The following is a 26,440-nucleotide window of genomic DNA, read 5'->3' as shown; positions in this document are numbered from 1 at the left end:
AACCGCGATTTGTTCTGGCGCAGTTCAGCGTGGCGGCTTTGCCGGGGCGGGGGCGTCCTCAGGTTCGCCCACGGCGACTTCGTCATCCCAACGCAGGTCCACGTAGCGGAGCCGGGCCAGATCCGGCCGCTGGGAGAGGCGATCCACGAAGAGTCCTTGAAAATTAGGAACGTTTTTCGTCACATCTTGGCGAGAAAGAAAAATAGGCGCGCTAAGCCCTTCGATGTAGGCCACAGGCCCCTTTGGGCTGTCTCGAAGCTCTGTAATGCGTTCGTAAAAGCCCTGCTGTTTTTCCCGGAGTATGCGCGCAGCACTAACTAACCGGGCCAATCCCTGATCTGTCTGGCTGGAGGGATCCACCACCACGGGAATGGGGTTTAAGTTGGCAGGATTGACGCGATCCAGCAGCACGCCGTCGTCGGACACCAGGAACACGCCGTTGCTGCGCACCAGCCAGAGCACGGGCCGTCGCTCCTCGATGGCGAGGCTCAGACGGTCTGGTGGGTCCTTGCGAATCTGGAGGCCCCGCACCCAGCGCTTGGCTTCGATGCGCGCGCGAAGCTCCTCGGCATCCACCCAGAACAGGGGCTTGCCCAGGACCAGTTGTTCGGCCAGCTTCTGGATCTCGGCCTGCCGTTCACCCCGGCAGCCGCTCACGTTCACCTGTTCAATGACCAGTTTCTGCAGGCCCAGGTAGCGGGTTCCCAGCTCCATGAGGCCCCAGCCCGCGGCGCCGATCACCGCGAGGGTGATGCCTGCTCGCGCCCAGGGCATCCAGGGGCGTTTGGGGCGGGTTCGGGGAAGCATGGCCATGGTTGCCAGTCTAACGCCTGCGGGGCCGGGTGGCCGACTCCGGGCCTTCATGGGAGGATGCCCGCATGACCGCGACCCGCACCGAAGGCGTTACGCAGGTGGTGGAGGCCCTCTTCCAGTCGGAGTCGCGCCGGATTCTCGCCTCCCTCATCCGGCTGCTCGGGGATTTTGATCTGGCGGAAGATGGCCTGCATGACGCCTTCGCCGCTGCCCTGGAAGCCTGGCCGAAGGATGGCGTGCCGGATCAGCCCCGGGCCTGGCTGGTATCCACAGGCCGGTTCAAGGCCATCGACCGGCTGCGCCGAGCCGCACGTTTCCTGGCGCCTCTCGAGGCCGTGGTGGATCTGCCCACGGAAGACCAGCCCAATGGATTGGATGAAACCTTGGAGGATGACCGTCTCCGGCTCATCTTCACATGCTGCCACCCCGTCCTGCCTCTGGAAGCCGCCACTGCGCTGACGTTGCGGGAGGTCTGCGGCCTCACCACCGAAGCCATCGCCCGCGCCTTCCTGGTCGCTCCTTCCGCCCTGGCGCAAAGGATTGTCCGGGCGAAGGCCAGAATCCGGGAGGCGCGCCTTCCCTACGAGGTTCCAGGCCGCGAGCATCTGCCGCAGCGGTTGGGTGCCGTGCTGCAGGTGGTCTACCTCGTGTTCAATGAGGGATACTCAGCCTCCTCGGGGGCCACCGTGACGCGCCCGGACCTGTCGGAAGAGGCCATCCGCCTGGGCCGATTGCTCCTGGAGTTGTTGCCGGAACCTGAGGTCATGGGTCTCTTGGCCCTCATGCTGCTGCAGGGTGCCCGGGGCGCCGCGCGAACCGGATCCCAGGGCGAGCTTGTGCTGTTGGAGGCTCAGGACCGCTCTTTGTGGGATGCGGCGAGGGTGGCTGAGGGCCGCGCATGGGCGAATCGGGCCCTGGCCTCGCGCCAGGTAGGGCCCTATGCGCTTCAGGCCGCCATCGCCGCAACCCACGCTGAGGCCATGAGTGCCGCAAGCACGGATTGGAATCGGATCGTTGGGCTCTACACCCTGCTGGCCCGACTCACCCCTTCCCCGGTGGTGGATCTCAACCGGGCGGTGGCGGTGGCCATGCGGGATGGTCCGGAGGCCGGGTTGAAGCTCACGGAGGCCCTGATGGCCAGGCCTGGCCTGGAGGCGTACCACCTGGCCCATGCGGTTCACGCGGACCTTTGCCGCCGCCTGGGCCGAACGGAGGAGGCCCGGGGCTCCTACCAACGGGCCCTTCAATGGGCGCGGCAGGAGCCGGAGCGGCGGTTTCTCGAAAAACGGCTGGCGGAGCTCGGAAAAAGGTGAGGAGCCCTGTCGAAAACGGGGCCTTCCGAACGACTAGGGTTGAAGGCAACCTTCATCCCATCCCAAAGGAGTCCTGCATGAAATACATCTGCTTCGGATACCTCGATGTCGAGCAGTGGCTGAAGCTTCCCCAGGCGGAACAGAACGCCATGGTGGACGCCTGCTTCGCCTACGACGAAACCCTCAAAAGGGATGGCCACTGGGTCGGTGGCGAAGGCCTTCAAGGGCCCGACACGGCGGCCATGGTGCGCTATCAGGACGGCAAGGTCTCCGTCACCGACGGTCCCTATGCCGAGACCAAGGAACTGCTGGGCGGCCTCCTGATTCTGGAAGCCCGGGATCTCAACCACGCCATCCATCTCATCTCAAATCATCCCGGCGTGAAGATGGGCCCCTGGGAGGTCCGGCCAGCGGCGGACCTGGATCAGGTGATCCGTGAAAGCCAGGCACGGCGGGCTGCATCCAAATAGGTGCGGCCTTCCTGAAACCGTCTATTCAACGGCAAGCATTCACCTGGGGTGGGCGGGAAGCCTAGTGACCGGAGGACGATCCATCCGGATCATCCCGCCAGATCTCCACTTCCGGCTCTAGGGCCACACCCCAGCGCTCTGCCACCGCCGCCTGAACCCGGGCCATCAGCTCGGCGAACTCGGCGGCGGTGGCCTTGCCATGATTCACCAGGAAGTTGGCGTGCTCGGGGCTCACCTCCGCATCGCCGATGCGCAGGCCCTTGAGGCCCGCCTGGTCGATGAGGCGGCCGGCGCTCTGGCCGGGCGGGTTCTTGAAGATGCAACCGGCGTTGCGCTTGGAGAGGGGCTGGCTGGTGCCACGCTTCCCGCGGAACTCCGCCACCCGGGCGCGGATGCCCGCGGGATCGCCTTCGGCCAGCGCTGCCGTGGCCGAAAGAATCACCCGGCCTCCGGTGAGGAAACTCCAGCGGTAGCGGAACTCGCCAGGCTCAGGCGCCTTTTCCACCAGGTCGCCTTCTGGCGTGAGGAAGCGGTAGCGGGCCAGCACCTCCACCCACTCGCGGCCGTAGGCTCCGGCGTTCATGCGGATGGCGCCACCCAGGGAGCCGGGAATGCCGCTGGCGAATTCCAGGCCCGACAGGCCGATGGTCGCCGCGGCTTCGGCCAGGGCGATGTGGCCGTGGCTGGCGGTGGCGCAGAGGGTGTTGCCCTCGCGCTGCACCGTCTTGGGCAGGGCCAGGCGCAGCACCGGCGTGGTCACATCGCCCAGCACCACCAGGTTGGAGCCGCCCCCGAGCACCCGCCAGGGCAGGCCCTCCTGGGCGCAGGCGCGCACGAAGGTCTGGGCCTCCGCTTCCGTGGTGGGCTCGAACAGCCAGTGGCAAAGCCCACCCACACCCAGCGTCGTGAGTTTCGAGAAGGGCACGTCCCGGCGGTGGGGGACCTGCAGCAGGGCATCGGGCAGGGGGCGCGTCATCGAAACCAGTATGGATGACTGGACGGCGCTCAGGCGCCCTGAGCGCGGCCCGCTGCCAGGGAGGGAAGCACCAGGTTCAACAGGCCGTGGATCAGGGCCCTTAGATCTTCCGGTGAGGTGGCGGTCTGCTTGAAGCCCTGGACGGCGCGGGTGAGGATGCGGGCCACATCCTGAGGCCCAGTCCCGGAGGAGGCTGTCTGGGCCAGCAAAGGCGCGAGGATGGTGGCCAGTTCCGCCTCGAAGGCCTGGGCACCCTGATCGATGGCCTCCCGTGCAAATTCGAAGCGGCAGTCGATGAGCTCCTTGGCATCCGGCGTGGCCGTGAGGAGGCCGAAGGGGCGCACGGCCCATACCTCGAAGGCGAAGCGGAGCTGATCCTCCACGGAACTGTGTCCCTGCAGGCCCGCGCGCACTTCCTCGATGGCCCGGGCCATGAAGGCGCGGAGAACGGCCTCGAAGATGTTCTCCTTGTTGCAGAAATGCAGGTACAGGGCGGGGCGGGAAAGGCCCGCCGCCGAGGCGATGTCGCCCATGGTGACGCGACGGTAGCCGTAACGAAGGAAGGAGGCCTGGGCGGCCTCGAGCACCTTGGCTTTTTTCGCTTCCCGCATGAAGAGGATGTTGACAAAAAATGTCCGAATGTCAATACTGGCTTCTTGACGAAATTCGTCCAAACGTCAAATTATTGTCTGGGAGACACCTATGTCGATTCCTGCGGAGCAGGCCGAAATCAAGTCGAGGACCCCGCTTCCCGGTGCCACCCGGGGGAAGGCTGGGCGGTTCCTCAATCCCCAGCCCCTCTGGAACGACTACCTCGGCGCCCTCGCCAGCATCCTGCGCCGCGATGCGAATTCGACGCCCAAGCAGCCGCTTCCGGTGCTCCGGCCCAGCGCCAGGGACCTGGCCACGGATTCGGCCTCGGGCCTCCGGGCCACCTGGCTGGGGCACTCCACCGTGTATCTGGAGATCAATGGCATCCGCGTGCTCACGGATCCCGTGTGGGGCAAGCGGGCTTCACCCTTTCGCTGGGCTGGGCCCAAGCGCTTCTTCGCGCCTCTGATCGACCTGGAGGAACTGCCGGTGCCCCAGGCCGTGGTGATCTCCCATGATCACTACGATCATCTCGACCGCAGCACCCTTCGCCGCATCCGCCATTGGGATACGCGGTTCATCGTGCCCTTGGGCGTGGGGGCGCGCCTCGTGGATTGGGGTGTCCCCGCTTCCCGCGTCACTGAGTTGGACTGGTGGGAAAGCACCCGCGTGCTCAGCCTGGAGATCACCTGCACGCCCGCCCGCCATGCCTCCGGCCGCACCTTGCTAGACAAGGACCGCACGCTCTGGGGCGGCTTCGCCCTCGCCGGTCCCCGCCACCGCGCGTACTACTCGGGCGACACCGGCATGTTCTCTGGCTTGGCTGATATCGGAGCGCGCCTCGGCCCCTTCGACCTCACCCTGATCGAAGCCGGGGCCTACGGCCAGGCCTGGCCGGACTGGCATCTGGGGCCCGAGCAGGCCGTGCAGGCCCACGCCATGGTGCAGGGGCGGGTGCTCATGCCAGTCCATTGGGGGCTGTTCGATCTGGCGGCCCACGGTTGGACCGAACCCATCGAGCGGGTGCTGGTGGCGGCGCACGAGGCTGGCGCCACCGTGGCAGTGCCGCGACCGGGCCAGGGTTTCGAGCCCGCCACGCTGCCGCCGCTCGAGCGTTGGTGGCCGACCCTGCCCTGGAAAACCGGCGCCGAGGTGCCCATCCGCGCCACCCTGGATGGGCTCCATCCCCAGTTGGATGTGCGAGGTGTGTCATGAAGGTCCTGCTGTTCGGCGCCACGGGCATGATCGGGCAGGGGGTGCTGCGGGAGTGCCTGCTCGATCCTGAGATCAGCGAAGTGCGTTCCGTGGTGCGGCGGCCCTCCGGCACAGCTCATCCCAAACTGGTGGAAATCATGCACGAAGATTTCCTCGATTTCACGGCCATCGAAGATCAGCTCCGCGGGCTCGATGCCTGCTTCTTTTGCTTGGGCGTGTCCTCGGCAGGCCTGAGTGAAGCCGCCTACCGGCGTGTGACCTACGATCTCCCCCTCGCGGCGGCGACCACGCTTTGCCGTGTGAACCCCGCCATGACCTTCGGCTACATCTCCGGCGCCGGGGCCGACAGCAGCGAGACGGGCCGCGTCATGTGGGCCCGGGTGAAAGGGCAGATCGAGAATGCGCTGCGGCGCCTGCCCTTCAAGGCGGTCTACCTATTCCGTCCTGGCGCCATCCGGCCCCTGCATGGCATTCGCTCGCGCACGCCGCTGTACCGGGCCCTCTACGTGGTGCTGGGCCCCTTCCTGCCGCTGCTGAAAGTGTTCTCGCCGGACAGCCTCACCACCACCGAACAGCTGGGCAGGGCCATGATTCGTGCCGGCCTGCATGGGGCACCGCAGGCGGTGCTGGAGATGCGCGACATCAATCGGCTGTGAGCGATTCCAGTTCCAGCAGGCGGGCCTTGCGCTCCGGCGTGCCGAAGGCGCTCCAGCCTCCTGGCCCGTTCGCGGCCACCACCCGGTGGCAGGGCACCAGGATGAGGATGGGATTGGCCTTCACAGCCTGACCCACGGCTCGCGCGGCGCCAGGCCGTCCCGCCAGCAGCGCCACCTCGCCGTAGCTGAGGGTTTGGCCCGGCTGGGTGCCGCGAAGCACTTCGGCCACCCGCCTCTGGAAGGGCGTCAGGCCCGCCAGATCCAGGGGGATGTCACTGAGGTTCTGGGGCGTTCCGGCCAGGTGCGCGCCAAGACGCCGCACGGCATTCAGAACCCACATGGGCGCCGCCTTGGCCTCCTCCTGCGGGATGCCATCGAGAAAGCGCAGGGCGCAGATGCCTTCAGGCGTCCAGGCCAGATGAACCCGGCCCAGGGCAGTGGCGAAGCTGAGGGAATGGGGCGCCATGCCGCTAGGATGGCAGGATGCGCTGGCTCGCCATCGACCACGGAACGAAGAAGATCGGTCTCGCCTTTTCCGACGAGCTGGAGATCCTTTCGTCGCCCTTCGAAGTGTGGCCCCAGGACGATGAGCGCACCCTCATGAGGCTGGCCCGGCTCTGCAAGGACGAGGGGGTGCAGGCCCTGGCCGTGGGCTTGCCGCGCCACAAAGATGGTGCTGAAAGCGCCACGGCTCCGGCGGCGCGGGCCTTCGGCGAAGATCTGGCTGCCCGCACGGGCCTGCCCCTCCGCTTCGTGAACGAACACTTGAGCAGCGCTGAGGCTGAGCGCCTCCTGCGCGAACGGGGTGTCAAACCCGAGAAGCGCAAGGCCATGCTTGATGCGGCGGCGGCGGCGGTGATCCTCAGCGAACTGCTGGAAGCGCGGCGTGCCCAGGGAATCCCCGCGGCCCAGTTGGATTGATCCGCAGATTCGAGGCGTGGCCATGAGCGAGATCCGCACCCTTTCCACCACCATTCAGGGGCGCTACCTGGTGGCGTCAGCGGGGGTGGGCGCCCCGCTGCTGGTGGGCTTCCATGGCTATGGGCAGAACGCCGAGCAGCTGCTGGAGGACCTGCGCGGCATTCCTGGGGCGGAGCGCTGGACTCGGGTGGCGATCCAGGCCCTGCACCGATTCTACAGCCCGAAGTCCCAGGAGGTGGTGGCTTCCTGGATGACCCGACAGGACCGCGAACAGGCCATCCTGGACAACGTGGCCTACGTGCGGCGGGTGCTGGCCGAGCTGCGGGTGAGTCAGGGAAATGGGCGCCTCGTGTACGCGGGGTTCTCGCAAGGGGCCGCCATGGCCTGGCGTGCCGTTGCGCACTGCGGCCCGTGTGAGGGGCTGATGGTGCTGGGCGGGGACCTGCCCATGGATGTGGCCGAGGCTGCGGATCTCCAGCTGCCTCGCATCCTGCTTGGGCGGGGGGAAGAGGATCCCTTCTACACGGCCGCACAGCTTGACCAGGATCTCGCGACCCTGGCCAATCGCGGCGTCAAACCCGAGGTGGTCCGCTTCGAGGGCGGCCATGCCTGGGCACCGGAATTCCTGATCGCCGCCGGACGTTTCCTCGAAGCCATCCAGAGCTGAGCTTCCGTGGGGTGGGTCAGCCCTTCAGCGCCGCCTTGATCCGCTCCGGTGTCATGGGCATCTGCAGCATCCGAACACCGATGGCATCGTGGATGGCGTTGGCGAGGAGGGCGCCCATGACGACGATGGCGGGTTCGCCGCCGCCCTGGGCGGCCAGGCCTGGGTTGGGAATGAGGATGGTCTCGATGGTGGGCATGTCCGAGAAGCGCGGCAGCTGGTAGGTGTCGAAGTTCTCGCTGAGCACCTGGCCGCTCTTGAACTTCACTTCCTCCATCAGACCGTAGCCCAGGCCCATCACCACGCAGCCTTCCACCTGCTGGCGCGCGCCATCGGGATTCACCACCACGCCCATGTCCTGGGCCATGACCACGCGTTTCACCTTCACGGCGCCGGTGGCCTTGTCGACGGCCACTTCGGCCATGGCCGCCACGATGGTGTCGCGGTGGTTGGCGCAGGCCACGCCGAAGCCGCGGCCTGTGGGCCCGGGTTTGCGCGTCCAGCCGAAGGCCTTCTCGGCCACCTGCAGCGCGGCGATGACGCGCGGATCCTTCAGGTGCCGCAGGCGGAATTCGACCGGATCCACGCCTGCCTTGGCAGCGAGGGCATCCATGTGGGATTCCTTGGCGAACACATTGGTGTTGGCCGCCGGGGCCCGCCAGGCGCCGATGGCGAAGGGGTGGTAGCCCGCAGGCCCGCCGCCCATCCAGGTGCCCGCGGACGTGATGCGCTGATGGGGGATGTCGTACATGGTTTCCGCTTCGGATTCCCCGGCGCTGGTGACCTGGTGTTCCCAGAAGGTGATCCGGCCGTGCTTGTCGAGGCCCGAGCGGATCTTGACGATGCCCGCGGGGCGGAAGCTGTCGAGAAAGAACTCCTCCTGGCGGTTCAAGGTCACCTGCACGGGGCAACCGGCGATCTTGGCCAGGCGGGCAGCTTCCATGGCCTGGGGGCAGGAGCCCTTGCCGCCGAAGCCGCCGCCCAGGAAGGGCGTGATGACGCGGACATTCCGGGCGCTCAGGCCCTGGGCCTTGGCCAGTTGGCTGCGCAGCAGGAAGGGGGCCTGGGTGGAGGCCCAGACGGTGAGCTTGCCCCGCTCCCATTGGGCGACCGCCGAATGCGGCTCCATGGGCGCGTGGGCCACGTAGCCGTCGCGGTAGGTGGCCTCCACCCGATGAACGGACTGGGCTTCTCCTGTGGCCAGGGAACCCCTGGCCGCCAGCTCCTTCGCGGGTGGCGCGGCTTTGAGCAGATGCTGGTGGATGCTCTGGTCGTCCAGGGTGGAAGGCGAGGGCGAGAACTTGGCCTTGATGTGACTCAGGGCTTCGCGCGCCTGATCGCTGCGCGCATGGAGGGTGGCCACCAGTTCGCCGATCTGGATGACCTTCACGCCGGGCAGCCTCTCGGCGGCGGAGGCATCGGCCGCAAGCAGCTTGGCGCCGTGGGCGGGGGGGCGCAGGATGCAGGCGTGCAGCAGGCCCGCAGGCATGATGTCGGCGGTGTACTGGGCGGCGCCGCTCACCTTGAGCCGCGCATCCTTGCGGGGCGCATCCTTGCCCACCAGGGTGAACTCAGACACCGGTTTCACCTTCACGTGGGCGAGGTGACGCTCGATCCGTTTCCCCTGCACCAGCTCACCGTAGGACACCCGCTTCGTGGCGTCGCTGACGGCAGATACCACGCCCGCTTTCACCTGCAGGCGATCCGGCGCGATGCCCAGCTTGTCGGAGGCCAGCTGCAGCAGCACGGCCTTCGCTTCAGCGGCGGCACCGCGAAGCACGGGGCCGAACTGCCAGATGCTCAGAGAGCCCCAGGTGCCGCCATCCCATGGGCAGAGATCCGTGTCGCCCATGAGCATGTCCACCTGATCGAGCGGCACGTCGAGTTCTTCGGCCGTGAGCATGGCCAGGGCCGTCATGTTGCCCTGGCCCATTTCGATCTTGCCCACGAAGCAGCCCACGCGGCCATCGGGGCTGATCTTGAGGTAGGCGTTGAAGTCCTTCGGATACTCAGGCACTTCGTTGGGGATCTTCTCGGGTTCCTGCGCGGTGATGGGGAAGGTGATGAGCAGGCCTGCGCCTAGAGTGGCGGCGCCGGTGGTTTTGAGGAAGTCGCGGCGGTTCATTGGGCACCTCCTGTGCCCAACCCCTTCGGGGCGGGCCTTCGGCCCGTGGCCCTCTGCTCCTGCTTCGGCCTCATCGGACACCTCCCTTGGCTGCGACATCTTCGATGGCGGCGAGGATCCGAACATGGGCGCCACAGCGGCAGAGGTTGCCATCGAGCGCCTCGGCCACCTGCCGGCGATCGGGCTTCGGCGTTTTCTTCAGCAGGGCATAGGCGCTGAGCACCATGCCCGGCGTGCAGAAACCGCACTGGAAGGCGTGGTGCGCGACGAAGGCTTCCTGCACGGGATGCAGGTGGTCGGGCAGGCCCAGGCCTTCGATGGTGAGCACCTCCCTGCCTGCCACGGAGGTGAGAGACGTGGAGCAGGAGCGCACGGCTTCGCCATCCACCAGCACCGTGCAGGCGCCGCAGTAGCCCTGGCCGCAGCCCATCTTCGTGCCCGTGTGGCCCAGGTCCTCACGAAGGATGGTGGCCAGCATGCGGGTGTCATCGGTTTCCACCGACACCTTCTTGCCATTCAGAGTGAACGCGATGGTCTTGGCCATGACCGCTCCTTCCCTATCCAGGCAGGCTGATGTCGGCACCTGATGTCGGCACATTGTCCTCCTTTTCCCGCTCAGGGAAGGGCTTGGCGGGTAGATTCTCGACGGGCATCGCCAATCCTTCGCCTGGGGGTATTTGGGATGACGCATCATCGCAAGAAGGGGGACTGCTTGGCGCATGATGTTGCCGGAATCAACCTATTCGCTTTCAGAACAGGCCTCAAAAATTGACTGTGGACACGGAACCGCCGATCTTATGGATCATTCGATCTCCTAAACCTTTCGGAAGGACCAGCATGGTCGGCTCCATCCGTTTCCCGCCGTGGGTCTCCGGTTTCCCGGCGCCAGGGGATGGCCGCTGATCATGGACGCCGCTTCGATGCCCGCGATGACTCAGAAGGGGCCCTTCCCGATCAGGCTGAGCCGACCGCAACGGATGCTCGTGGCCCTTTCCCTTCCCCTGGTGGCCTGTGGGGTCCAGTGGGTGTTCTGGGGGCAGTTCAAGCCGTTCATCTGGTTCCTCTTCTATCCTGCCGTGTTCATGAGCGCCTGGGTGGGCGGGCTGGCTGGGGCCCTTCCCGCAGCAGCCCTGGCCGCGATGCTCGCTGTGTTCTGTTTCCACCCCCCGGCTCTGACCTTCCACAAGGCGAACCTGGCCTTCCTGCCCTCGGTCATCGTGTTCATGGGCATGGCGGCCCTGTTCGGCCGGCTCCATGATCGCCTTGATGCGGCCAAGCGAGAGGTTGCGAAATCCCGGGAAGAGCTGCTGGTGCGCATGAGCCGCCTCGCCAAGGTGGGCGGCTGGAGCTTTGATGTGGCCACCGGTGCGGGGGAGTGGACCGAAGAAGTGGCGCGCATCCATGACCTGGAGCCCAGCACCACGGCCACCGCGGCCCAAGGGCTCAGCTTCTACCAGGGGAAGTACAAAGAAGCCATCGAGCGCGCGGTGAAGGAGGCCATCGAACTGGGCAGGCCCTACGATCTCGAACTGGAATTGATCAGCGCCAAGGGGGTGCTCAAGTGGGTGCGGACCCAGGGCCAGCCGGTGATTGTCGACGGGAAAGTCGCGCGCTTGCAGGGAGCCTTCCAGGACATCACGGCATGGAAGCACGCGGAACTCGCCCTGCGGGAAAGCGAAAACCGTCTCCAACTCTTCATCGATCACGCACCTGCTTCCTTGGCCATGTTCGATAAGGCCATGCGCTATCTGGCCGTGAGCCGGCGCTGGCGGCAGGACTATGGCCTGGAACCGTCAGAGCTGATCGGGAAATCCCACTACGAGGTGTTCCCCGAGATCAGCGAGGACTGGAAGGCCATCCATCGCCGTGCCCTCGCGGGTGAGGTCATCCGCTCCGAGGAGGACCGCTTCCAGCGCCAGGATGGCAGCGTGCAGTGGTTGCGGTGGGAGGTGCGGCCCTGGCGCGATGGTCATGGCGACACCGGTGGCATCGTGGTCTTCTCTGAAGACATCACCGAGGCCAAGGAGGCCGAGGGGGAGCTGCGCGCGTCTCGCGAGATGTTCGCTTCGGCTTTTGCCGAAAACCCCGCCGCCATCGCCTTGACGAGGCTCGAGGATGGCCTGGTGCTCGATGTGAACGACACCTGGGAAACCCTTACCGGCTGGCGGCGAGATGAAGTGCTCGGCCAATCAGTCCGGTCCCTGGAGATCTGGCCCTCGGCGGAGGAGGCCGCGGGCTTCGTGCGCGACCTGAAGGCGCACGGTGTGCTGCGGAACTGGGAACAGGCCTTTCGGAACCGCCAGGGCAGCACCTTCGTGACGCAACTGGCCGCGAAAGCCCTGATGGTGCAAGGCGAGGCTTATGTCTTGTCCACCCTGGTGGACATCACCGAAAGGAAGCGGGCCCAGGGGGAGATCGAGACCCTGAATGCCACTCTGGAGCGGCGAGTCGATGAGCGCACTGCCGAACTGAGCGCGGCGAACACGGAATTGGAGGCATTTGCCTACGCGGTCTCCCACGACCTGCGGGCGCCCCTCCGCGCCATGAGCGGTTTCAGCCAGGCCCTGCTGGAGGATTTCGGCGCCAGCCTTCCACCCCAGGCGATGACTTATCTGGATCAGATCCAGGTGGGCAGTGAGCGCATGGGTTCCCTGATCGATGGCCTGCTGACCCTGTCGCGGAGCACTCAGGGCCAGCTTGAGCGGCACATGGTGGACCTGTCGGGCTTGGCCGATGAGGTGCGGCGGGATCTGGAGATGAGGGAGCCGGATCGGCAGCTGGCCTGGCGCATCGAGCCGGGGCTGGAGGCCTGGGGGGATGCCCGCATGCTTCTGGTCGTCCTCCGCAACCTGCTGGGCAATGCCTGGAAATACACCCTGAACCAACCGGAACCCGCCATCGGTCTCGATTCCGTGGAGCGCGACGGGCGCCGGTTCTTCCGCGTCGCGGATAACGGCGCCGGTTTTGATATGACCTATGCAGCCAAGCTGTTCCAGCCCTTCCAGCGCCTCCACCGCCAGGATGAGTTCCCGGGCATGGGCATCGGCCTGGCCACCGTCCAGCGCATCGTCCACCGCCACGGCGGGGAGATTCACGCCGAAGCTGCACCGGGCCGTGGCGCCACCTTCCTCTTCACCCTTTCTGCTCCCCCCAAGGACCCAGAGCCATGACACCTCGTCGCATCCTTTTGGTTGAAGACAATCCCCAGGACGAGATGCTGACGCTCCGCTCCCTGGGCAAAGTGAACCTCGCCAACCAGGTGGAGGTGGTTCGAGACGGGCAGCAGGCCCTCGACTTCCTCTTCCACGAAGGCGAGTTCGCGGCGCAAGAGGGTGTGGATCTGCCCGCGGTGGTGCTGTTGGACTTGGGCCTGCCCAAGATCGGAGGGCTGGATGTGCTGAAGCGCCTGCGTCAGGACGAGCGGACCCGACTGCTGCCCGTGGTGATCCTTACCTCTTCCGATGAAGAGCAGGATCGTCTGCAGAGCTATCTGGGCGGCGCCAATAGCTACGTGAGGAAACCCGTGGATTTCGCCCAGTTCGCCGAAACCGTGGCCCGCCTGGGCATCTACTGGATGGCGGTCAACGAGGCGCCGGCCAGGGGAGGACGTCCATGAAGGCTGTGATGCGGCTTCTGGTCATCGAGGATTCCGAAGCGGACTTCCTGCTGGTGCGGCGCAACCTGAAGCAACACGGCGTAGAGGCGGACTACCATCGGGTGGACAACCTCCAGGACTTGGAACTGGCCCTGGATGCCGGTGGGTGGGACGCCATCCTTTCGGATTACAACGTGCCGGGCATGGATTTCCGTGCCAGCCTGGCCCTTCTCAAACAGCGCGTGCCCGACCTCCCCGTGATCTTGGTGTCTGGGAGCATTGGGGAGGAGATGGCCCTGGACTTGCTGCGAAGCGGCCTGTCTGATTTCGTGCTGAAGGACCGACCCACGCGTTTGGCCGGCGCCCTGCACCACAGCCTGGAAGCGGCCCAGGTGCTGAAGGCTCAGCGCATCGCCGAGGCGGCCCTGCTGGAAAGCGAATCGCGCTTCGCCATCATGTTTCGCTCCAACCCGCTTGGCATCGGCGTAAGCAAATTCTCCGATGCCAAGTTCGTGGAGGTGAACGAGGCTCTGCTCGAGCTGCTTCAGATGAGCCGTGAAGACCTCATCGGACAGACTGCGGTGGAGGCTGGGCTCTTTCTGTATCCCGGGGACCGCGACCGGATGATCGCCCAGGTGAAGGAACGCGGTCGCGTCCGCAACTTCCAGTTCCAGTTCCGCGGCCGCGATGGGGCTCTGCGGGACATGCTCATGTCCGGAGAGCGGATCCTGCTGGGCGGTGAAGCCTACCTGTTGGGCATGGTCTCCGACATCACGCCCCTTCGCACCGCCGAGCGGTCACTGCAGGCGAGTGAAGGGCGCTACCGGTCGCTGTTCGAGAACATGTCCGAGGGGTTTGCCCACTGCCGCTGGATTCACGAAGAAGGCGGGCCCGATGACTGGGAATACCTTGCGGTGAATCCGGCCTACGAGCAGGTGACAGGCTTCCGGGATGTGGTGGGGCGGCGGCTCAGCGAAGTGATTCCCAGGCTCCGTGAGGACAACCCCGAGCTGTTCGACACCCTGGGCGGAGTGGCCTCTACAGGCGTTCCTGCCAAGTTCGAGACCTTCATTCCGGACCAGGGACGATGGCTGGCCGTGTCAGCCTACCGGCCCGCACCCGGCGAATTCGTGGTGATGCTCGACAACATCACAGACCGCAAGGAGGCCGAAGCGGCGTTGAAGGCGAGCCAGACCCGCTTTCAGGCGGTGTTCAATGCCTCTCCGGCGGGCATCGTCCTCAGCCAACCGGGAACAGGGCAGATCATCGACGCCAACCCGGCCTTTCAGGAGCTGGTGGGGTTTGGATTGGACGAGATGCGGGGGCGCTCCAGCATCGAGCTGGGGCTCTGGGTGAATCCGGCAGACCGGGAGGAAGCCATCCGGCAGCTTCAGAACACGGGGCGGGTACGCCACATGGACGCGGAGCTGAGAACCCGTTCGGGCGAAGTGGTTTCGGTATTCTGGTCGACCGAGCAAGTGGAACTGGGCGGCGAACGGGTCCTGGTGAATCTGATCCAGGATGAGACGGCCCGCCGCAAAGCCGAGGACGACCGTCGGCGCCTCGAAGCCGAGGTGGCTCACGCGCAGAAGCTGGAATCCCTTGGCGCCCTGGCCGGTGGTGTGTCCCATGACATGAACAACGTGCTGGGCGCGGTCATGTCCCTGGGCTCAGCCCTTAAGGAGAAGCACAAGAACGACCCCTCCCTGTCCAAATCCATGGATGTGCTGCTGCACGCCGCAGGCCGGGGGCGGGATCTGGTGAAGGGCCTTACGGATTTCGCCCGCAAGGATGTCTCGGAGCCGCGGCCCTTGAACCTCAACGAGGTGGTGCGCAAGGAATCCGCGCTGCTCACGCGTACCACCCTCCAGAAGGTGCAGGTGGAACTGGATCTGGAAGAGGGGCTGCCCTACGTTCTGGGCGACGAAAGCTCCATCTCGAACGCGCTGATGAATCTCAGCGTGAACGCGCTGGATGCGATGCCGGGCGGTGGGCGACTGGTGCTCCGCACCTGGGCGGGGCCCGGGGGGCAGGTGGCGCTGACCGTGCAAGACAACGGCAGCGGCATGCCGCCTGAAGTGTTGCAGCGGGCCATGGAACCCTTCTTCACCACCAAGCCCACGGGCAAGGGCACGGGGCTGGGACTGGCCCTGGTCTACGGCATCATGAAGGCCCATGCCGGTCGCGTGGAGATTCAAAGCGCACCGGGCCAAGGAACAGAGATCACCCTTTCTTTCCCGAGCCTGGCCACCAACGCAGCCTGGACCGCGGCCCATCCGCAGCCTGCCGAAGGGCCCGCCAGCCACCTTCGGATTTTGCTGGTGGACGATGATGACCTGATCCGGAGCACGGTGCCGGACATGCTCGAGGTCCTCGGGCATGAGGTGGAAGCCGTGAGCAGCGGACCCGAGGCCATCCAGCGGGTGCAGTCGGGCCCCATTCCCGATCTGGTGATTCTCGATCTCAGCATGCCCGGCATGGATGGCGAGGAAACCCTCACTCGCCTTCGCGGGTTGAAGCGCGACCTGCCGGTGCTTCTGGCCACGGGCTACAAGGATGAGCGCCACGAGCGGATCCTCGAGCATTTCAGCGATGTGGGCGTGATCACGAAACCCTTCACGATCATGGATCTCCGGGTGAAGCTGGCCCAGATGCGCTGAGAGGTCGTAACAAAACCCCACGATGCCGCGATGAAGCCAGGCAGGATACGCCGCAAGGAAGGGCCCGCAGGGCAACGTGGTTCGTTGTTCAAGGGACCTGACGCCGCGGGGCGCTTGCCTGGCTTCATCCCTCGCGCGGCATCGTCGGATTTTGTTACGACCTCTGAGTAGTTCTACTCATCTTTGGGTCTCCCGGCGAATCTCCCTTGAGGCTGGCGTGGGCGCTGGCAAGATGGGGGGCGGCTCACCCCCAGCCACCATCCTGGAGAACCGCCGTGGCTCCAGCCGCCCCAGCCCGCCTGCATTCGTTGGATGTCTTCCGGGGCGCCATCGTCCTGGCCATGCTCTTCGTGAACGACCTGGAGGGCGTTCCGGGGGTGCCCTGGTGGCTGCGCCACGCGCCCTTCCGGGCTGACTACATGAGCTTCACCGATCTGGTGTTTCCGGCCTTCCTCTTCATGGTGGGCATGGCGCTGCCCTTCGCCCTGGGCCGACGCCTGGAGGGCGGCGCGCCGGCAGGCCTCGTGTGGCGCCATGTCGCCTCGCGCACCGCCGGGCTGGTGGTCATCGGATTCGTGATGGTGAACTCAGAAAGCGCCGCCGCTGAACCCGCATGGCTTGTGGGCCTTTGGCAGTTGGCCACCTTCGGCAGCCTCATCCTGGTGTGGCACACGTACGAAGGCTGGCGGGCCACGCGGCCGAGGCGCGTCCGTGCGCTCCGGCTTGGGGGCGCGCTGACGCTCGGCATGCTTCTGACGTGGTATCCCGGCCGCCATGGCTCCGGCCTTTCGGCCTTGGCGCCCTCCTGGTGGGGGATCATCGGCCTCATCGGCTGGGCCTACCTGGGCGCCTGTCTCGTCTACATCCGGGGGCGGAAACGGATGGAGGTGATCCTCGGGGGCATGGCGCTGTGGCTGGTGTTCATCCTGGCCATGGAAGCCAAGGCGCTGGATGGCTGGTTCCTCTGGCGAAGCCCGTGGAACCCGGTGCCCGCCATGGCGCCCCACGCGGCCATCGCCCTGGCGGGCGCGGGACTGGGCACCTTCCTGCGTGGCGAACCGAGTCCCCGTGCGCGGGTGCGCTGGACCCTCGGTTTCGTGCTCGTGCTCTACGCGGCAAGCTGGTGCGTCCACGCGGCTGCCGCCTGGCACCCGGTCTTCACCCTCAGCAAGGTGCTCGGCACGCCGGCCTGGTGTCTTCGCAGCGCCGCCTACAGCGCGCTGCTCTGGCTGGCCATCTACCTGGTGGTGGACGTGGCGGGACGGCGCAAGGGCACCGAGTGGCTGGCCGCTGCGGGTGGCAATGCTTTGTGGGTTTACCTCATCGTGCCCATGGTTTTCGTGGCCGTGGATCTGTTCTGTCTCTCCGTGGGTCATGGCTGGACCTGGAACCATCTGGCGCCGGGATTTCCGAGTGGGGCGCTGCGGGCGGCCGTTGTGGCCGTGGCCTTCACCTGGCTCGCAGGGGTGTCCCTGCGCCGTGGATTCGCCCTGAAACTTTGATGGAGGATGGCTCATGAAGCTGCTGCTTCGCCTGGCCTGTTGTCTGTTCGCTGCGAGCCTGCTCGCGGCGGAGGTTCCCCTGGTGCTCACCAACCACCTGGGCTATGAACGCTACGGTGCGAAACACGCCGTCGTCCGGGCCGGGGCAGGCGAAACTTTCGACCGCTATGAGATCCGCACCTGGCCCGCGGACCGGGTGGTGTTCAAGGGCGACATCGGCGTGGGCACGCCGGTGGACCGCTGGCGCGACTGGACCTTCTGGCCCCTGGACTTCACGGACCTGCAGCTGGAAGGCGACTACGTGCTGGTGGCCTACCATGGGGACCGGGCGATTCGTTCCCTGCCCTTCAAGGTGCAGGCCCAGGTGCTCGAGCGGCACACCCTTTCCAACGTGCTGGCCTACTTCAAGGGGCAGCGCAGCTCGGGCCTCCTGGACAAGGCTGATCGCAACGTGATGGTGAAGGAAACCGGCCAGCGCATGGATGCCCGCGGCGGGTGGTTCGACGCCACCGGCGACTACGGCAAGCACTTCTCCCAGCTCAGCTCCGCCACCTACTTCAACACCCAGCAGATTCCCCTGGTGGTCTACAGCCTGCTGCGCAGCCACGACCTGCTGGCCGCCCGCCAGGACGTGAACCATGCGCAGATCCGTCGGCGGCTGGTGGACGAGGCCCTCTTCGGAGCCGACTACCTAGTGCGCATCAGGGATCCCAAGGGCTCCTTCCACCAGACCGTGATGTCCCCGGGCCCGGGCAAGAAACCCGAGGATCGCCAGATCGCCCAGTACGACAAGACCGTGGGCAGCCAGGTGGGCTACCGCGGTGGTGCGGGCATGGCCATCGCGGCGTTGGCCATGGCGGCACGACTGCCCCAGGGCGGCGATTTTGATCCGGCCACCTACCGTAAGACCGCCGAAGCGGCCTTCGACTACCTGGAAGCCCACAACACGGAGCTGCTGAACGATCACAAAGAAAACCTCCTGGACGACATGACGGCCCTCACGGCCGCCACGGAGCTGGCCCGCACCACCTCAAATCCACGCCACCTGGCCGCCGCCGCGGCCCGCGCCGAGCGCCTGATGGCGCGGCTGCTGCCTGATGGCTCCTGGCGGGCGGACGACAAAGACCGTCCCTTCTTCCACCCCTCCGACGCCGGACTTCCGGTCGTCGCGCTGCTGGCCTTCCACGACCTGGCGCCCAAGGCCCTGCAGCCCCGCCTGCTGGAGGTGGTGCGCAAATCACTGCAGTACGAATTGACGGTGACCGGTGAGGTGGCAAATCCTTTTGGCCTAGCTCGGCAGAAGGTGCAGAACAAAGCCGGAGAGCGGCGCACCGCCTTCTTCTTTCCCCACGACACCGAAACGGCGCCCTGGTGGCAGGGCGAGAACGCGCGCCTGGGCTCCTTGGCGGCGGCGGCGCGTCTCGCTGCGCCCCTCTTTGCGGAGGAAAGCCCCTTCCTGGTGAAGCTCAGGAGCTATGCGGTCGACCAGTTGAACTGGATCCTGGGCCTCAATCCCTTCGACGCGTCCATGCTGCATGGCACGGGCCACAACAATCCCGAGTACGGCTGGCTGGGCACCTGGCAGTACCAGAATGTTCCGGGCGGCATCGTCAACGGCATCTGCTCGGGCCTGACGGATGAGCACGACATCTCCTTCAACGTGCCCTATTCCGTGACCGGCAAGGATGACGACTGGCGCTGGGGCGAGCAGTGGCTGCCCCACGGCGCCTGGTACCTGCTGGCCGTGGCTGCGGGCGATCATGCCATGCCCAGCCCGGCGCCGAAAACAGTCATCGCCTATGTGTTCCCGCAGGATCGCCGCCTGGGCCCCCAGGAGGTGGATCCCACCCGGCTGACGCACATCAACTACGCCTTCGCCGACATCAAGAACGGTCGCATGGTGGAAGGCTTCAAACACGACACCGAGAATTACCGGGTGCTCAACGGCCTCAAGGCGAAGAATCCCGCCCTCAAGGTGCTGGTTTCCGTGGGCGGCTGGACCTGGTCCGGAGGTTTCTCGGATGCCTCCCTCACGGCGGAATCCCGGAAGGTCTTCGTGGAGAGCGCCATGGCCTACGTGGACCGGCACGACCTCGATGGCCTGGATGTGGACTGGGAATACCCGGGCCTGCCGGGCTACGGCAATGTGAACCGGCCCGAGGACAAGCACAACGCCACCCTGCTGATGGCGGATCTGCGGGCCGGTCTGGATCGCCTGGGCGAGCGCAAGGGCCGCCGCCTGCTCCTGACCATCGCGGCGGGCGCCATGGACAGCTTCCTGGCCAACACCGAAATGGACCAGATGTCCCGCCACCTCGACTACGTGAACCTCATGACCTACGACCAGTACGAGGCCGAGGCCGATGCCACCACGGGCCACCACGCGCCTTTGTTCACCAACCCCGCGAACCCCAAGGGCTATGCGGCGAGCACCATCGTGGATCACTTCGTGGCTGCGGGCGTGCCCGAGCGGAAGCTGGTGCTGGGCGTTCCCTTCTACGGCAAGCCCTGGGGCGGCGTGCGGAACAAGGCCCACGGCCTCTACCAGCCTGGCGGCGCCGCGAAGCTGAACCTCTTCACCTCCTTCACCAACCTCAAGGACAAGCTGGAGAACAAGGACGGCTTCCAGCGCTTCTGGGACGATCTGGCCCAGGCGCCCTACCTCTACAACCCTGCCAAGGGCCTCTGGATCACCTACGAGGACGAGGAAAGCCTCGGCGCCAAATGCCGCTACATCGTGGATCGCGGCCTGGGCGGTGTGATGTTCTGGGAATACCACGGCGATGACGGGAGGCTGCTGGAGGTCATCCGCAAGGGCTTCGCGCCCAAGGCCGCGCCCAGCCACTGATTCCAAGTCGTCTTAGCGATAGTGATTCACCACGGAGGCACGGAGGCCACTGCGTTGGCGCAGAGGCCTCCGTGCCTCCGTGGTGGATCCTTCGAGGTTGAAGGCGGAACGGGATCAGCGGCCCTTCTTGATGACCACGTTGCCGTTGATGGTGCGGATCACGATCTTGTGCTTGCCCCCGCCGATGGAGGCGGTGCCCTTGAGGGTCTTGCGGGCGGTGCCGCGGCTTTCGCTCCATTCCGGCGTTTCACTGATGGCCAGGGGGAATTCACTGTCGATCTTGAACGTGCGGGTGCTGTTCTTGGTGTGCTCGATCTCCACGTCGACCGTCATGGACAGGCCCGCCGGCAGGGTCAGGTGGATCTCGCCGCCCTTGGATTCCAGCCGCACGTCGCGGTTGCCCACCGCCGGATCGCCCACCATGGTCACGGAGATGTCGCCGCCCATGGTGGTCGCGATGGCGCCGCCATCCAGCTCCTTGATGTCGATGCTCCCGCCCATGGTGGTGGCCTTCACGAAGGTCTTGGCCGATCCGATGTGGATGCTGCCGCCCATCGTCTTCACGTTGGCGCCGGAGGGCGCAGCGGGCACGCGGATTTCGCCGCCCATGGTGGAAATGACAACCTCCTTCTCGTCCGCCGTTTTTCCGGGGCGCTGCACGTTGTCATAGACGACATTTCCGCCCATGGAGGACCCTTTGATGTCGCCGACGACATCCTTGATGGTCACGGTTCCGCCCATGGTGCTCACCTTGCCCTCCACCTGGGAGGACACGAGGCTGATGCTGCCGCCCATGCTGGAGAGGGCCACTTTCCCCTTGAGGTGGCTGAGGTCCAGGCCACCACCCATGGTCTTTCCGCGCAGGTTGCCTTCGACGCCCTCGATGCGGAGATCGCCCCCGGCACTCTTGAGATCCAGGTCGAAGCGGCCGGGAACGGTGATTTCCAAATCGGCGCTGCCGCTCTGGCGCGACCGGTTGGTTTCGTACTTCGACACGATGCTGACACCGCCGCTGCTGCGCTCGACACTCACGCGGATCTGATCCGCATCCCGGCCCGTGAGTTTCGTCTTCACCGTGACGGCATGCTCAGCGCCGCCCCGGATGTGGATCGACCCGCCCGTCTCCAGCTTCACGTCGAGGGTTTGGCCAGGGCTGGCTTCCAGCTTCTTGTCCGGTACTTGGGGCTGGGCCAGCAGGCAGAGGCTCAGGCCCAGGCTCAGGCCGAGGTGTTTGATGAGGGCATTCATAGGGTTCCTCCTTGTTCGTTCAGGTAGGTCATCGCCTTCAGGTGCACGGCATCCGGCCTTGCAGCAGGGGCGAGGGCCTGCCTCAGGACATCCGGGTTGATGCGGTGGCGGGTCAGGTGGTCGATGGCCACCAGCCTCATCTGCACTGACACCTCGTTCTGCAGCACGCGGAGCAGGGCCTCCTGGATCTCGGGATCACCGTTCTGTTCAATGAGTTTTGCCTGGGCCTTGAGACGCACGCCCAGGTTGGCGTCGGTCAGCATCACCTGGATGAGCCCGCGGCGCACCGCGGGTTCGAGGGTGGTTCCGGCGCAATCGATGGCCCGCAACTTCTCGCCGACCGGAGAGGTGCTCGCCAGCACTTGGGCCAGGACATCGGATACGAGGGCATTGTTCCTGGGGAGAGCCAGGGCCACTTGCCGGGTGACGTCGAAGCGGAGCGCCACCTGACCGTCGGCGCGATCCTCCATCCAGACGTTCTCGTACCGGTAGGTGGCCTGGTCGACATCCCGGCGCCCGCGGTTCTGGAGAGCTGCCAGCTGGATCTCGCGCACCATGGCATCTTCAGAACTGGACCAGGAAGTGGGCGCGACGGTGGCCGGATGTCCAGAGTGTCGCCCTGCCAGGAAGCCCGCCACCGCCAACAGGCCTGAGCCGGAAAGGGCGAAGGCGGGTCGGCGGAAAGAGGCCGCCAGGCGTTTGAACAAGCCCGGTTTCCGGTCCTGGTGGCGCCGGATGTCCCTCAGCACGCCTCGGCGCAGGGCGAGAAAATCGGCGTCGGAGGGTTCGGGATGCATGTCGGTCTTCCGCAGGCGTCCCATGAGCGATTGCATTTGGGCGCATTCCCGGCAGTGCTGCAGGTGGTCGCGCAGCTCGGGGGGGATGTCTCCATCCCGTTCGGACAGGGAACGCTGGACGGCTTCGCAGGTGCGGTTCGACATGGTGGGCCTCACAGACTTCCGCTCAAGGCTTCCCGCAGGGTGCGCACACTGCGGAAGAGCATGTTCTTGGTGACGCCTTCGCTGCAGCCCAGGATCAGGGCGACCTCCTGGATGCCCAGTCCCTGGAAATAGCGCAGGATGACGGCGAGCCGGTGACGCTCGTTGAGGCGCGCCAGGGCGCGGGAAAGCTGGGCCCGGTCATCCCGCTGGAGCAGGTCCCGTTCCTGGGCGGCCTCCATGGCGAGATGGGGGGAGGCCTCCTCCAGAGGGTCAAGATCGGCGCCACGGGCGCGGTGGTGGCGGAGGCAGTCGATGCTTTCGTTGTGGGTGATCCGCATGAGCCAGGTCTTCACTTGGGCTTCGTGCCGGAACTGGGCGAGGCGCTGAAAGGCCTTCAGGAACACGGTCTGGGACACATCGAAAGCGGTTTCGGAATCATGCACGAAGTTGAAGGCGACCTTGTAGACCAGCCGCTCGTACCGCTGCATGAGCTCGTCAAAGGCGCCCAGATCCTGCTCCAGGGCAGCCGCCACCAGCTCCTTGTCGGATCGCAATGTCACAGGAACCCCGCCACATCCATATAGACGATGGCCGGGGTGGCGGGTTAGCAAAGATTTTTCGCGGTTACCCCAGCCGCACGGTGCGCATGCACCGCTCTGCCAGCCCCGGGTTGTGCGTCACCAGCAGGGTGGTGGGGCGCAGCTCGGCGTGGAGACTGAGCAGGAAGCCGAACACTTCTTCGGCGGTGGCGGGATCGAGGTTGCCGGTGGGTTCATCCAGTAGCCACAGGGCGGGCTTGCGAACCAGGGCACGGGCCAGCCCCGCCCGGGCGGCCTGGCCGCCGGAAAGCTGATTGGGCAGCCGCTCGCCGAGATCGCCCAGGCCTACGGTGGCCAGAAGCTGGCCGATCCAGGCCTCGACTTCCGCTGAAACATCGCCATCGATGAGCAGAGGCATGCGGAGGTTCTCCCGCACTGTGAACTCGGGCAGCAGGTGGGGCTGCTGAAAGGCCAGGCCCACCCGGCGGCGGCGGTAGAGGGAGCGGGCCTCGGCGCCCTCGGGTACGGGCTCGCCGCCCACGCGGATGGTGCCGCCCTCCCAGTGATCCAGCCCCGCCACGCAGTTCAGCAAGGTGGTCTTGCCCACGCCGGAGACGCCCACCAGGGCGCAGAGGCTCCCGGCCTCTACCTCCAGGGCGAAGCCGTCGAAGACCGGACGGGCATTGCCGGGATAGGTCTTGTGCAGGTCCTGGATGGAAAGGGGCTGTCCGATCATTCCGCCCTCAGCGCGTCAACGGGATCCAGGGAGGCGGCCTTCTTGGCGGGGTACCGCGCCGCGAGCCAGGACACCAGCAGGGGGAAGAGGCCCACCAGCACGATGTCCAGCAGCTTGAGGCGGAAGGGCATGTAGGTGATGAAGTCGTAGACGGCGGCGGGCAGCTTCAGGAGCTTGAAATGATCGAGAATCAGGCACAGCGGCACGCTGGTACCCAGCCCCCAGGCCGTGCCCACGGCGCCGATGCGCAGGCCCTGCAGCTCGAAGAGCCGCTGGATCTGTCGCGGCGTGGCGCCCAGGGCCAGCAGCACGCCCAGGTCGCGGCGCTTCTCGGTCACCAGCAGCACCAGGGAAGCGACGATGTTGAAGGCGGCCACCAGCACGATGAGGCTGAGAATGGCCGCGAAGGCCCATTTTTCCACCGTGAGCGCGGCGAAGAGGGATTTGTTGGAATCGCGCAGGTCCGTGGCCTGGTAGGCGGGGCCCAGGGCCTCTAGCACCCGCGGCTTCACCTCGGCGATGGCGTCGATGCTCTTGGCCCGCACCTCGATCATCTCGGCGCGGCCCTCGGTGCGGGCCAGCCGCATGGCATCACCCAGGTGGATGATGGCCCAGGCCTTGTCGTACTCCGAGCTGTGGCTGTGGAAGGTGGCAGCGACTTTGAACGCTGCGACCTTGGGCTGCTGGCCGCCCAGACCCAGTTCCATGCGGAAGAACACCAGTGCCACGGTATCGCCGATGCGCAGGCCGAGGCGCTGGGCCAGTTCCTTGCCCAGCACGATTTCCCCCTCCTTGAGCTGTTCGATGGGAGTCGGCTGTTGGGTGTCGAAAATGCTCGACGTGCCATGGGCGCTGGCGGGATCCACGGCTTTCACCACCACGGCTTCGGGCGGCATTTCGCTGTCCGTGCGGCGCAGCAATCCCTTCTCCAGGCGGATGGGGGAGGCGGCCTTCACGCCGGGCACGGCGCGGATGGCCTGGAGGGTGCCCTGGGTGTCGGGGATGTCTCCCGCCAGATGGAAGACGGTGAAGTGGGCGGTGCCGCTGAAGAGGGTGGCCTGGATCTCCTCGCGAAAGCCGTTCATCACGGCCAGGGTCACCACCATGGCGAAGACACCCAGGGCCGTGCCGCCCCGGGCGAAGCGAACCATGATGCGCACGAAGGCCCCCTTGTGGTGGGTCTTCAGGTAGCGGTCGGCGATGGTGCGTTCAAACAGGGCCATGGCTCCAGGTTAGCCGCAGCGGGCTAGCCGAGGCCCAGGTGCCCCTCGATCATGCGCTGGAATTCGGTGTCCAGTTCGTAGGGCTTCACCAGGATCTGGGCCACACCTGTCTCCTGGGCGCCCAGCACCAGCTCGGCGTCCACAAAGGCCTCCGCCAGCACCACCGGCGGCATGGCGTCTGCCAATTTGTGCCGCAGAAGGGAGGCCAGGGCGAGGTCCTGCAGCTCGGCCACACCGCCATCCACGAAGATCAGGTGGATGCCCGGCTTCTCCACCTGCTCCAACAGGTTGGTGAGGGTGTCGGTGAGCAGCACGCGGCCATAACCGTCTTCGCTGAGGAAGCCGGCCACGGCATCCCGTTCGGGACCGGCGGGCATGGCCAGGAGGATGCCCCGGGAGCGTTTCTTGACGCGCAGGAGGGCCAGGGAGCGCTCATCCGGAGGGGGCGTCGGGCTTGACTCCACTTCCGGTTCCGGCTCTGGTTTCGGCGCCGGTGGCGGCTCGGGGGCTGGCGGTTCCGGGATGGGGGCCGAGGCCACAGGCGTTTCTGAGACCGGCTCGGGTTCCTTCCTGGCGACCGGGCGCTGATAAGGCTCTTCCGGCTCGGGGGGCGCTTCCTGGGATCGGCGGGTCTTCATGGGCACCGAGGTGGGAATGGCCGTGGTGCGGCTGGACACCAGACTGCGGACAGGCCCCAGCAGGGATTCCTTGCCTTTCTCGAAGGTGATGCCCACCAGCAGGCCCTGGCTGGCATCCACCCAGGCCACGGTGCCCGCCAGCTCAATGGGGCCGCACTTGGGCAGCTTGTTGAGCTTGATGAGCATCAGGGGCTGGCCCACGGCCAGCACGTTGGCGCCCATGTGCATCTTGCGCTGGGTCTTGACCTCCATGACCTTCTCAACCCGGATGCAGAGGCCGCCCTCGGAGATGTTCTCGATGCTGCCGTTCAGGCCCACGCCATCAAAGAGCCCCGTGAGGGCGATGGCTGTGGCCCCTTCCCGGGCATTCAGGCGGGCGCGGGGCTTCTTTCGTCGCTCGGCCAGGCTGATCCCCGAGGGCAGATCCAGGGCCACCAGGCCTGGCTTGTTCTCCAGCAGTTTGGTCGAGGCCTTGAACCGGAGGCCATCCAGCAGGAAGAACAGATCGACGGAGGCCCCTTTGTCCACGGTGAGGGGCCCCTGGGGCGAGACGGCGAGGCGGTCCTCAGACACGCTGGTCAGGCTCGCCGGAACGGCGCGGCCCCGGCCATCCACGATGCTCAGGGAGACCCGCAGGCGCTGGACCTCTTCAAAGTAGGCCAAGACCAGCTCGGAACCTTCCGAGGACTTGGTTTTTTTGGTTCCGAACATGGCCATGAATGAGGGACTCCAGGTTCACTGCATCGTCCCCCGCGCTGGGGGCTTG

The 26,440-nt window shown here is 66.1% G+C and carries 23 protein-coding genes; 11 read left to right on the top strand and 12 right to left on the bottom strand.

The features are described from left to right. Nucleotides 1-24: 24 nt before the first annotated feature. Nucleotides 25-813, bottom strand: a complete 789-nt coding sequence (locus tag Q9293_RS16205; protein WP_306248319.1) for a cell division protein FtsQ/DivIB — start codon at nucleotides 811-813, stop codon at nucleotides 25-27. 65 nt (nucleotides 814-878) lie between these two features. Here Q9293_RS16205 and Q9293_RS16200 point away from each other — a divergent pair, with 65 nt between their 5' ends. Continuing rightward, nucleotides 879-2,126, top strand: coding sequence for an RNA polymerase sigma factor (locus Q9293_RS16200; protein WP_306248318.1), 1,248 nt, complete (start codon nucleotides 879-881; stop codon nucleotides 2,124-2,126). 77 nt (nucleotides 2,127-2,203) lie between these two features. Next, complete coding sequence (locus Q9293_RS16195; protein ID WP_306248317.1) at nucleotides 2,204-2,596, top strand: YciI family protein; 393 nt, start codon at nucleotides 2,204-2,206, stop codon at nucleotides 2,594-2,596. Between the two features lie 61 nt (nucleotides 2,597-2,657). Here Q9293_RS16195 and murB read toward each other — a convergent pair whose 3' ends face one another. Together murB and Q9293_RS16185 are read right to left on the bottom strand one after the other, a co-directional pair. Next, nucleotides 2,658-3,572, bottom strand: a complete 915-nt coding sequence (gene murB, locus Q9293_RS16190; protein ID WP_306248315.1) for a UDP-N-acetylmuramate dehydrogenase — start codon at nucleotides 3,570-3,572, stop codon at nucleotides 2,658-2,660. A gap of 29 nt (nucleotides 3,573-3,601) precedes the next feature. Next, complete coding sequence (locus Q9293_RS16185; RefSeq protein ID WP_306248314.1) at nucleotides 3,602-4,183, bottom strand: TetR/AcrR family transcriptional regulator; 582 nt, start codon at nucleotides 4,181-4,183, stop codon at nucleotides 3,602-3,604. A 91-nt stretch (nucleotides 4,184-4,274) separates the two neighbouring features. On the opposite strand from Q9293_RS16185, the gene Q9293_RS16180 reads away from it, so the two are divergent. Then, on the top strand, nucleotides 4,275-5,378 hold the full coding sequence (locus Q9293_RS16180) for an MBL fold metallo-hydrolase (RefSeq protein ID WP_306248313.1): 1,104 nt from the start codon (nucleotides 4,275-4,277) through the stop codon (nucleotides 5,376-5,378). Further along, nucleotides 5,375-6,034 carry an NAD(P)H-binding protein gene (locus Q9293_RS16175; RefSeq protein ID WP_306248312.1) on the top strand — a complete coding sequence of 220 codons (660 nt, stop codon included), beginning with the start codon at nucleotides 5,375-5,377 and terminating at the stop codon, nucleotides 6,032-6,034. The genes Q9293_RS16180 and Q9293_RS16175 overlap by 4 nt, the downstream gene beginning before the upstream one ends. On the opposite strand, the gene Q9293_RS16170 is transcribed toward Q9293_RS16175, so the two are convergent. Next, entirely contained in the window at nucleotides 6,021-6,500 is a 480-nt protein-coding gene (locus Q9293_RS16170; protein WP_306248310.1) for a methylated-DNA--[protein]-cysteine S-methyltransferase, read from the bottom strand. The genes Q9293_RS16175 and Q9293_RS16170 overlap by 14 nt on opposite strands. 17 nt (nucleotides 6,501-6,517) lie before the next feature. On the opposite strand from Q9293_RS16170, the gene ruvX reads away from it, so the two are divergent. Beyond that, nucleotides 6,518-6,955, top strand: coding sequence for a Holliday junction resolvase RuvX (gene ruvX, locus Q9293_RS16165; RefSeq protein WP_306248309.1), 438 nt, complete (start codon nucleotides 6,518-6,520; stop codon nucleotides 6,953-6,955). A gap of 22 nt (nucleotides 6,956-6,977) precedes the next feature. Next, nucleotides 6,978-7,622 carry an alpha/beta hydrolase gene (locus Q9293_RS16160; protein WP_306248307.1) on the top strand — a complete coding sequence of 215 codons (645 nt, stop codon included), beginning with the start codon at nucleotides 6,978-6,980 and terminating at the stop codon, nucleotides 7,620-7,622. Between the two features lie 16 nt (nucleotides 7,623-7,638). Here the strand turns inward: Q9293_RS16160 and Q9293_RS16155 are convergent, their stop codons facing one another. Both Q9293_RS16155 and Q9293_RS16150 read right to left on the bottom strand, forming a co-directional pair. Further along, nucleotides 7,639-9,744: a molybdopterin cofactor-binding domain-containing protein gene (locus Q9293_RS16155; protein ID WP_306248305.1), complete on the bottom strand. Its 2,106-nt coding sequence runs from the start codon at nucleotides 9,742-9,744 to the stop codon at nucleotides 7,639-7,641. A gap of 70 nt (nucleotides 9,745-9,814) precedes the next feature. Continuing rightward, nucleotides 9,815-10,288, bottom strand: a complete 474-nt coding sequence (locus Q9293_RS16150) for a (2Fe-2S)-binding protein (RefSeq protein WP_306248302.1) — start codon at nucleotides 10,286-10,288, stop codon at nucleotides 9,815-9,817. A 439-nt stretch (nucleotides 10,289-10,727) separates the two neighbouring features. On the opposite strand from Q9293_RS16150, the gene Q9293_RS16145 reads away from it, so the two are divergent. From Q9293_RS16145 to Q9293_RS16125, 5 genes are all read left to right on the top strand, one after another. Next, nucleotides 10,728-12,914 carry a PAS domain S-box protein gene (locus Q9293_RS16145; RefSeq protein WP_306248301.1) on the top strand — a complete coding sequence of 729 codons (2,187 nt, stop codon included), beginning with the start codon at nucleotides 10,728-10,730 and terminating at the stop codon, nucleotides 12,912-12,914. After that, on the top strand, nucleotides 12,911-13,360 hold the full coding sequence (locus Q9293_RS16140) for a response regulator (RefSeq protein ID WP_306248299.1): 450 nt from the start codon (nucleotides 12,911-12,913) through the stop codon (nucleotides 13,358-13,360). Before Q9293_RS16145 ends, Q9293_RS16140 begins: the two co-directional genes overlap by 4 nt. Beyond that, nucleotides 13,357-15,999: a PAS domain S-box protein gene (locus Q9293_RS16135; RefSeq protein ID WP_306248297.1), complete on the top strand. Its 2,643-nt coding sequence runs from the start codon at nucleotides 13,357-13,359 to the stop codon at nucleotides 15,997-15,999. The genes Q9293_RS16140 and Q9293_RS16135 overlap by 4 nt, the downstream gene beginning before the upstream one ends. 275 nt (nucleotides 16,000-16,274) lie before the next feature. Continuing rightward, entirely contained in the window at nucleotides 16,275-17,501 is a 1,227-nt protein-coding gene (locus Q9293_RS16130) for a DUF5009 domain-containing protein (RefSeq protein ID WP_306248295.1), read from the top strand. Nucleotides 17,502-17,514: 13 nt separating this feature from the next. Beyond that, the gene (locus Q9293_RS16125; RefSeq protein WP_306248293.1) at nucleotides 17,515-20,349 is read left to right on the top strand and encodes a glycosyl hydrolase family 18 protein; all 2,835 of its coding nucleotides are present in this window, start codon (nucleotides 17,515-17,517) and stop codon (nucleotides 20,347-20,349) included. A gap of 114 nt (nucleotides 20,350-20,463) precedes the next feature. Here the strand turns inward: Q9293_RS16125 and Q9293_RS16120 are convergent, their stop codons facing one another. The 6 genes from Q9293_RS16120 to Q9293_RS16095 form a co-directional block, all read right to left on the bottom strand. Continuing rightward, nucleotides 20,464-21,597, bottom strand: coding sequence for a hypothetical protein (locus Q9293_RS16120; RefSeq protein ID WP_306248290.1), 1,134 nt, complete (start codon nucleotides 21,595-21,597; stop codon nucleotides 20,464-20,466). Continuing rightward, entirely contained in the window at nucleotides 21,594-22,538 is a 945-nt protein-coding gene (locus Q9293_RS16115; protein ID WP_306248288.1) for a hypothetical protein, read from the bottom strand. Before Q9293_RS16115 ends, Q9293_RS16120 begins: the two co-directional genes overlap by 4 nt. A gap of 8 nt (nucleotides 22,539-22,546) precedes the next feature. Further along, nucleotides 22,547-23,098: an RNA polymerase sigma factor gene (locus Q9293_RS16110; RefSeq protein WP_306248286.1), complete on the bottom strand. Its 552-nt coding sequence runs from the start codon at nucleotides 23,096-23,098 to the stop codon at nucleotides 22,547-22,549. Between the two features lie 64 nt (nucleotides 23,099-23,162). Next, the gene (locus tag Q9293_RS16105; protein WP_306248284.1) at nucleotides 23,163-23,813 is read right to left on the bottom strand and encodes an ABC transporter ATP-binding protein; all 651 of its coding nucleotides are present in this window, start codon (nucleotides 23,811-23,813) and stop codon (nucleotides 23,163-23,165) included. Next, nucleotides 23,810-25,036 carry an ABC transporter permease gene (locus Q9293_RS16100; protein ID WP_306248281.1) on the bottom strand — a complete coding sequence of 409 codons (1,227 nt, stop codon included), beginning with the start codon at nucleotides 25,034-25,036 and terminating at the stop codon, nucleotides 23,810-23,812. The genes Q9293_RS16105 and Q9293_RS16100 overlap by 4 nt, the downstream gene beginning before the upstream one ends. Before the next feature lie 23 nt (nucleotides 25,037-25,059). Next, nucleotides 25,060-26,391, bottom strand: a complete 1,332-nt coding sequence (locus Q9293_RS16095; protein ID WP_306248279.1) for a PilZ domain-containing protein — start codon at nucleotides 26,389-26,391, stop codon at nucleotides 25,060-25,062. Between the last annotated feature and the right edge of the window lie 49 nt (nucleotides 26,392-26,440).

The sequence above is a fragment of the Geothrix sp. PMB-07 genome (genome assembly GCF_030758935.1).
In the GTDB taxonomy this organism is placed as follows: Bacteria; Acidobacteriota; Holophagae; order Holophagales; family Holophagaceae; genus Geothrix.
This window is presented reverse-complemented; position numbering and strand designations above follow the sequence as displayed.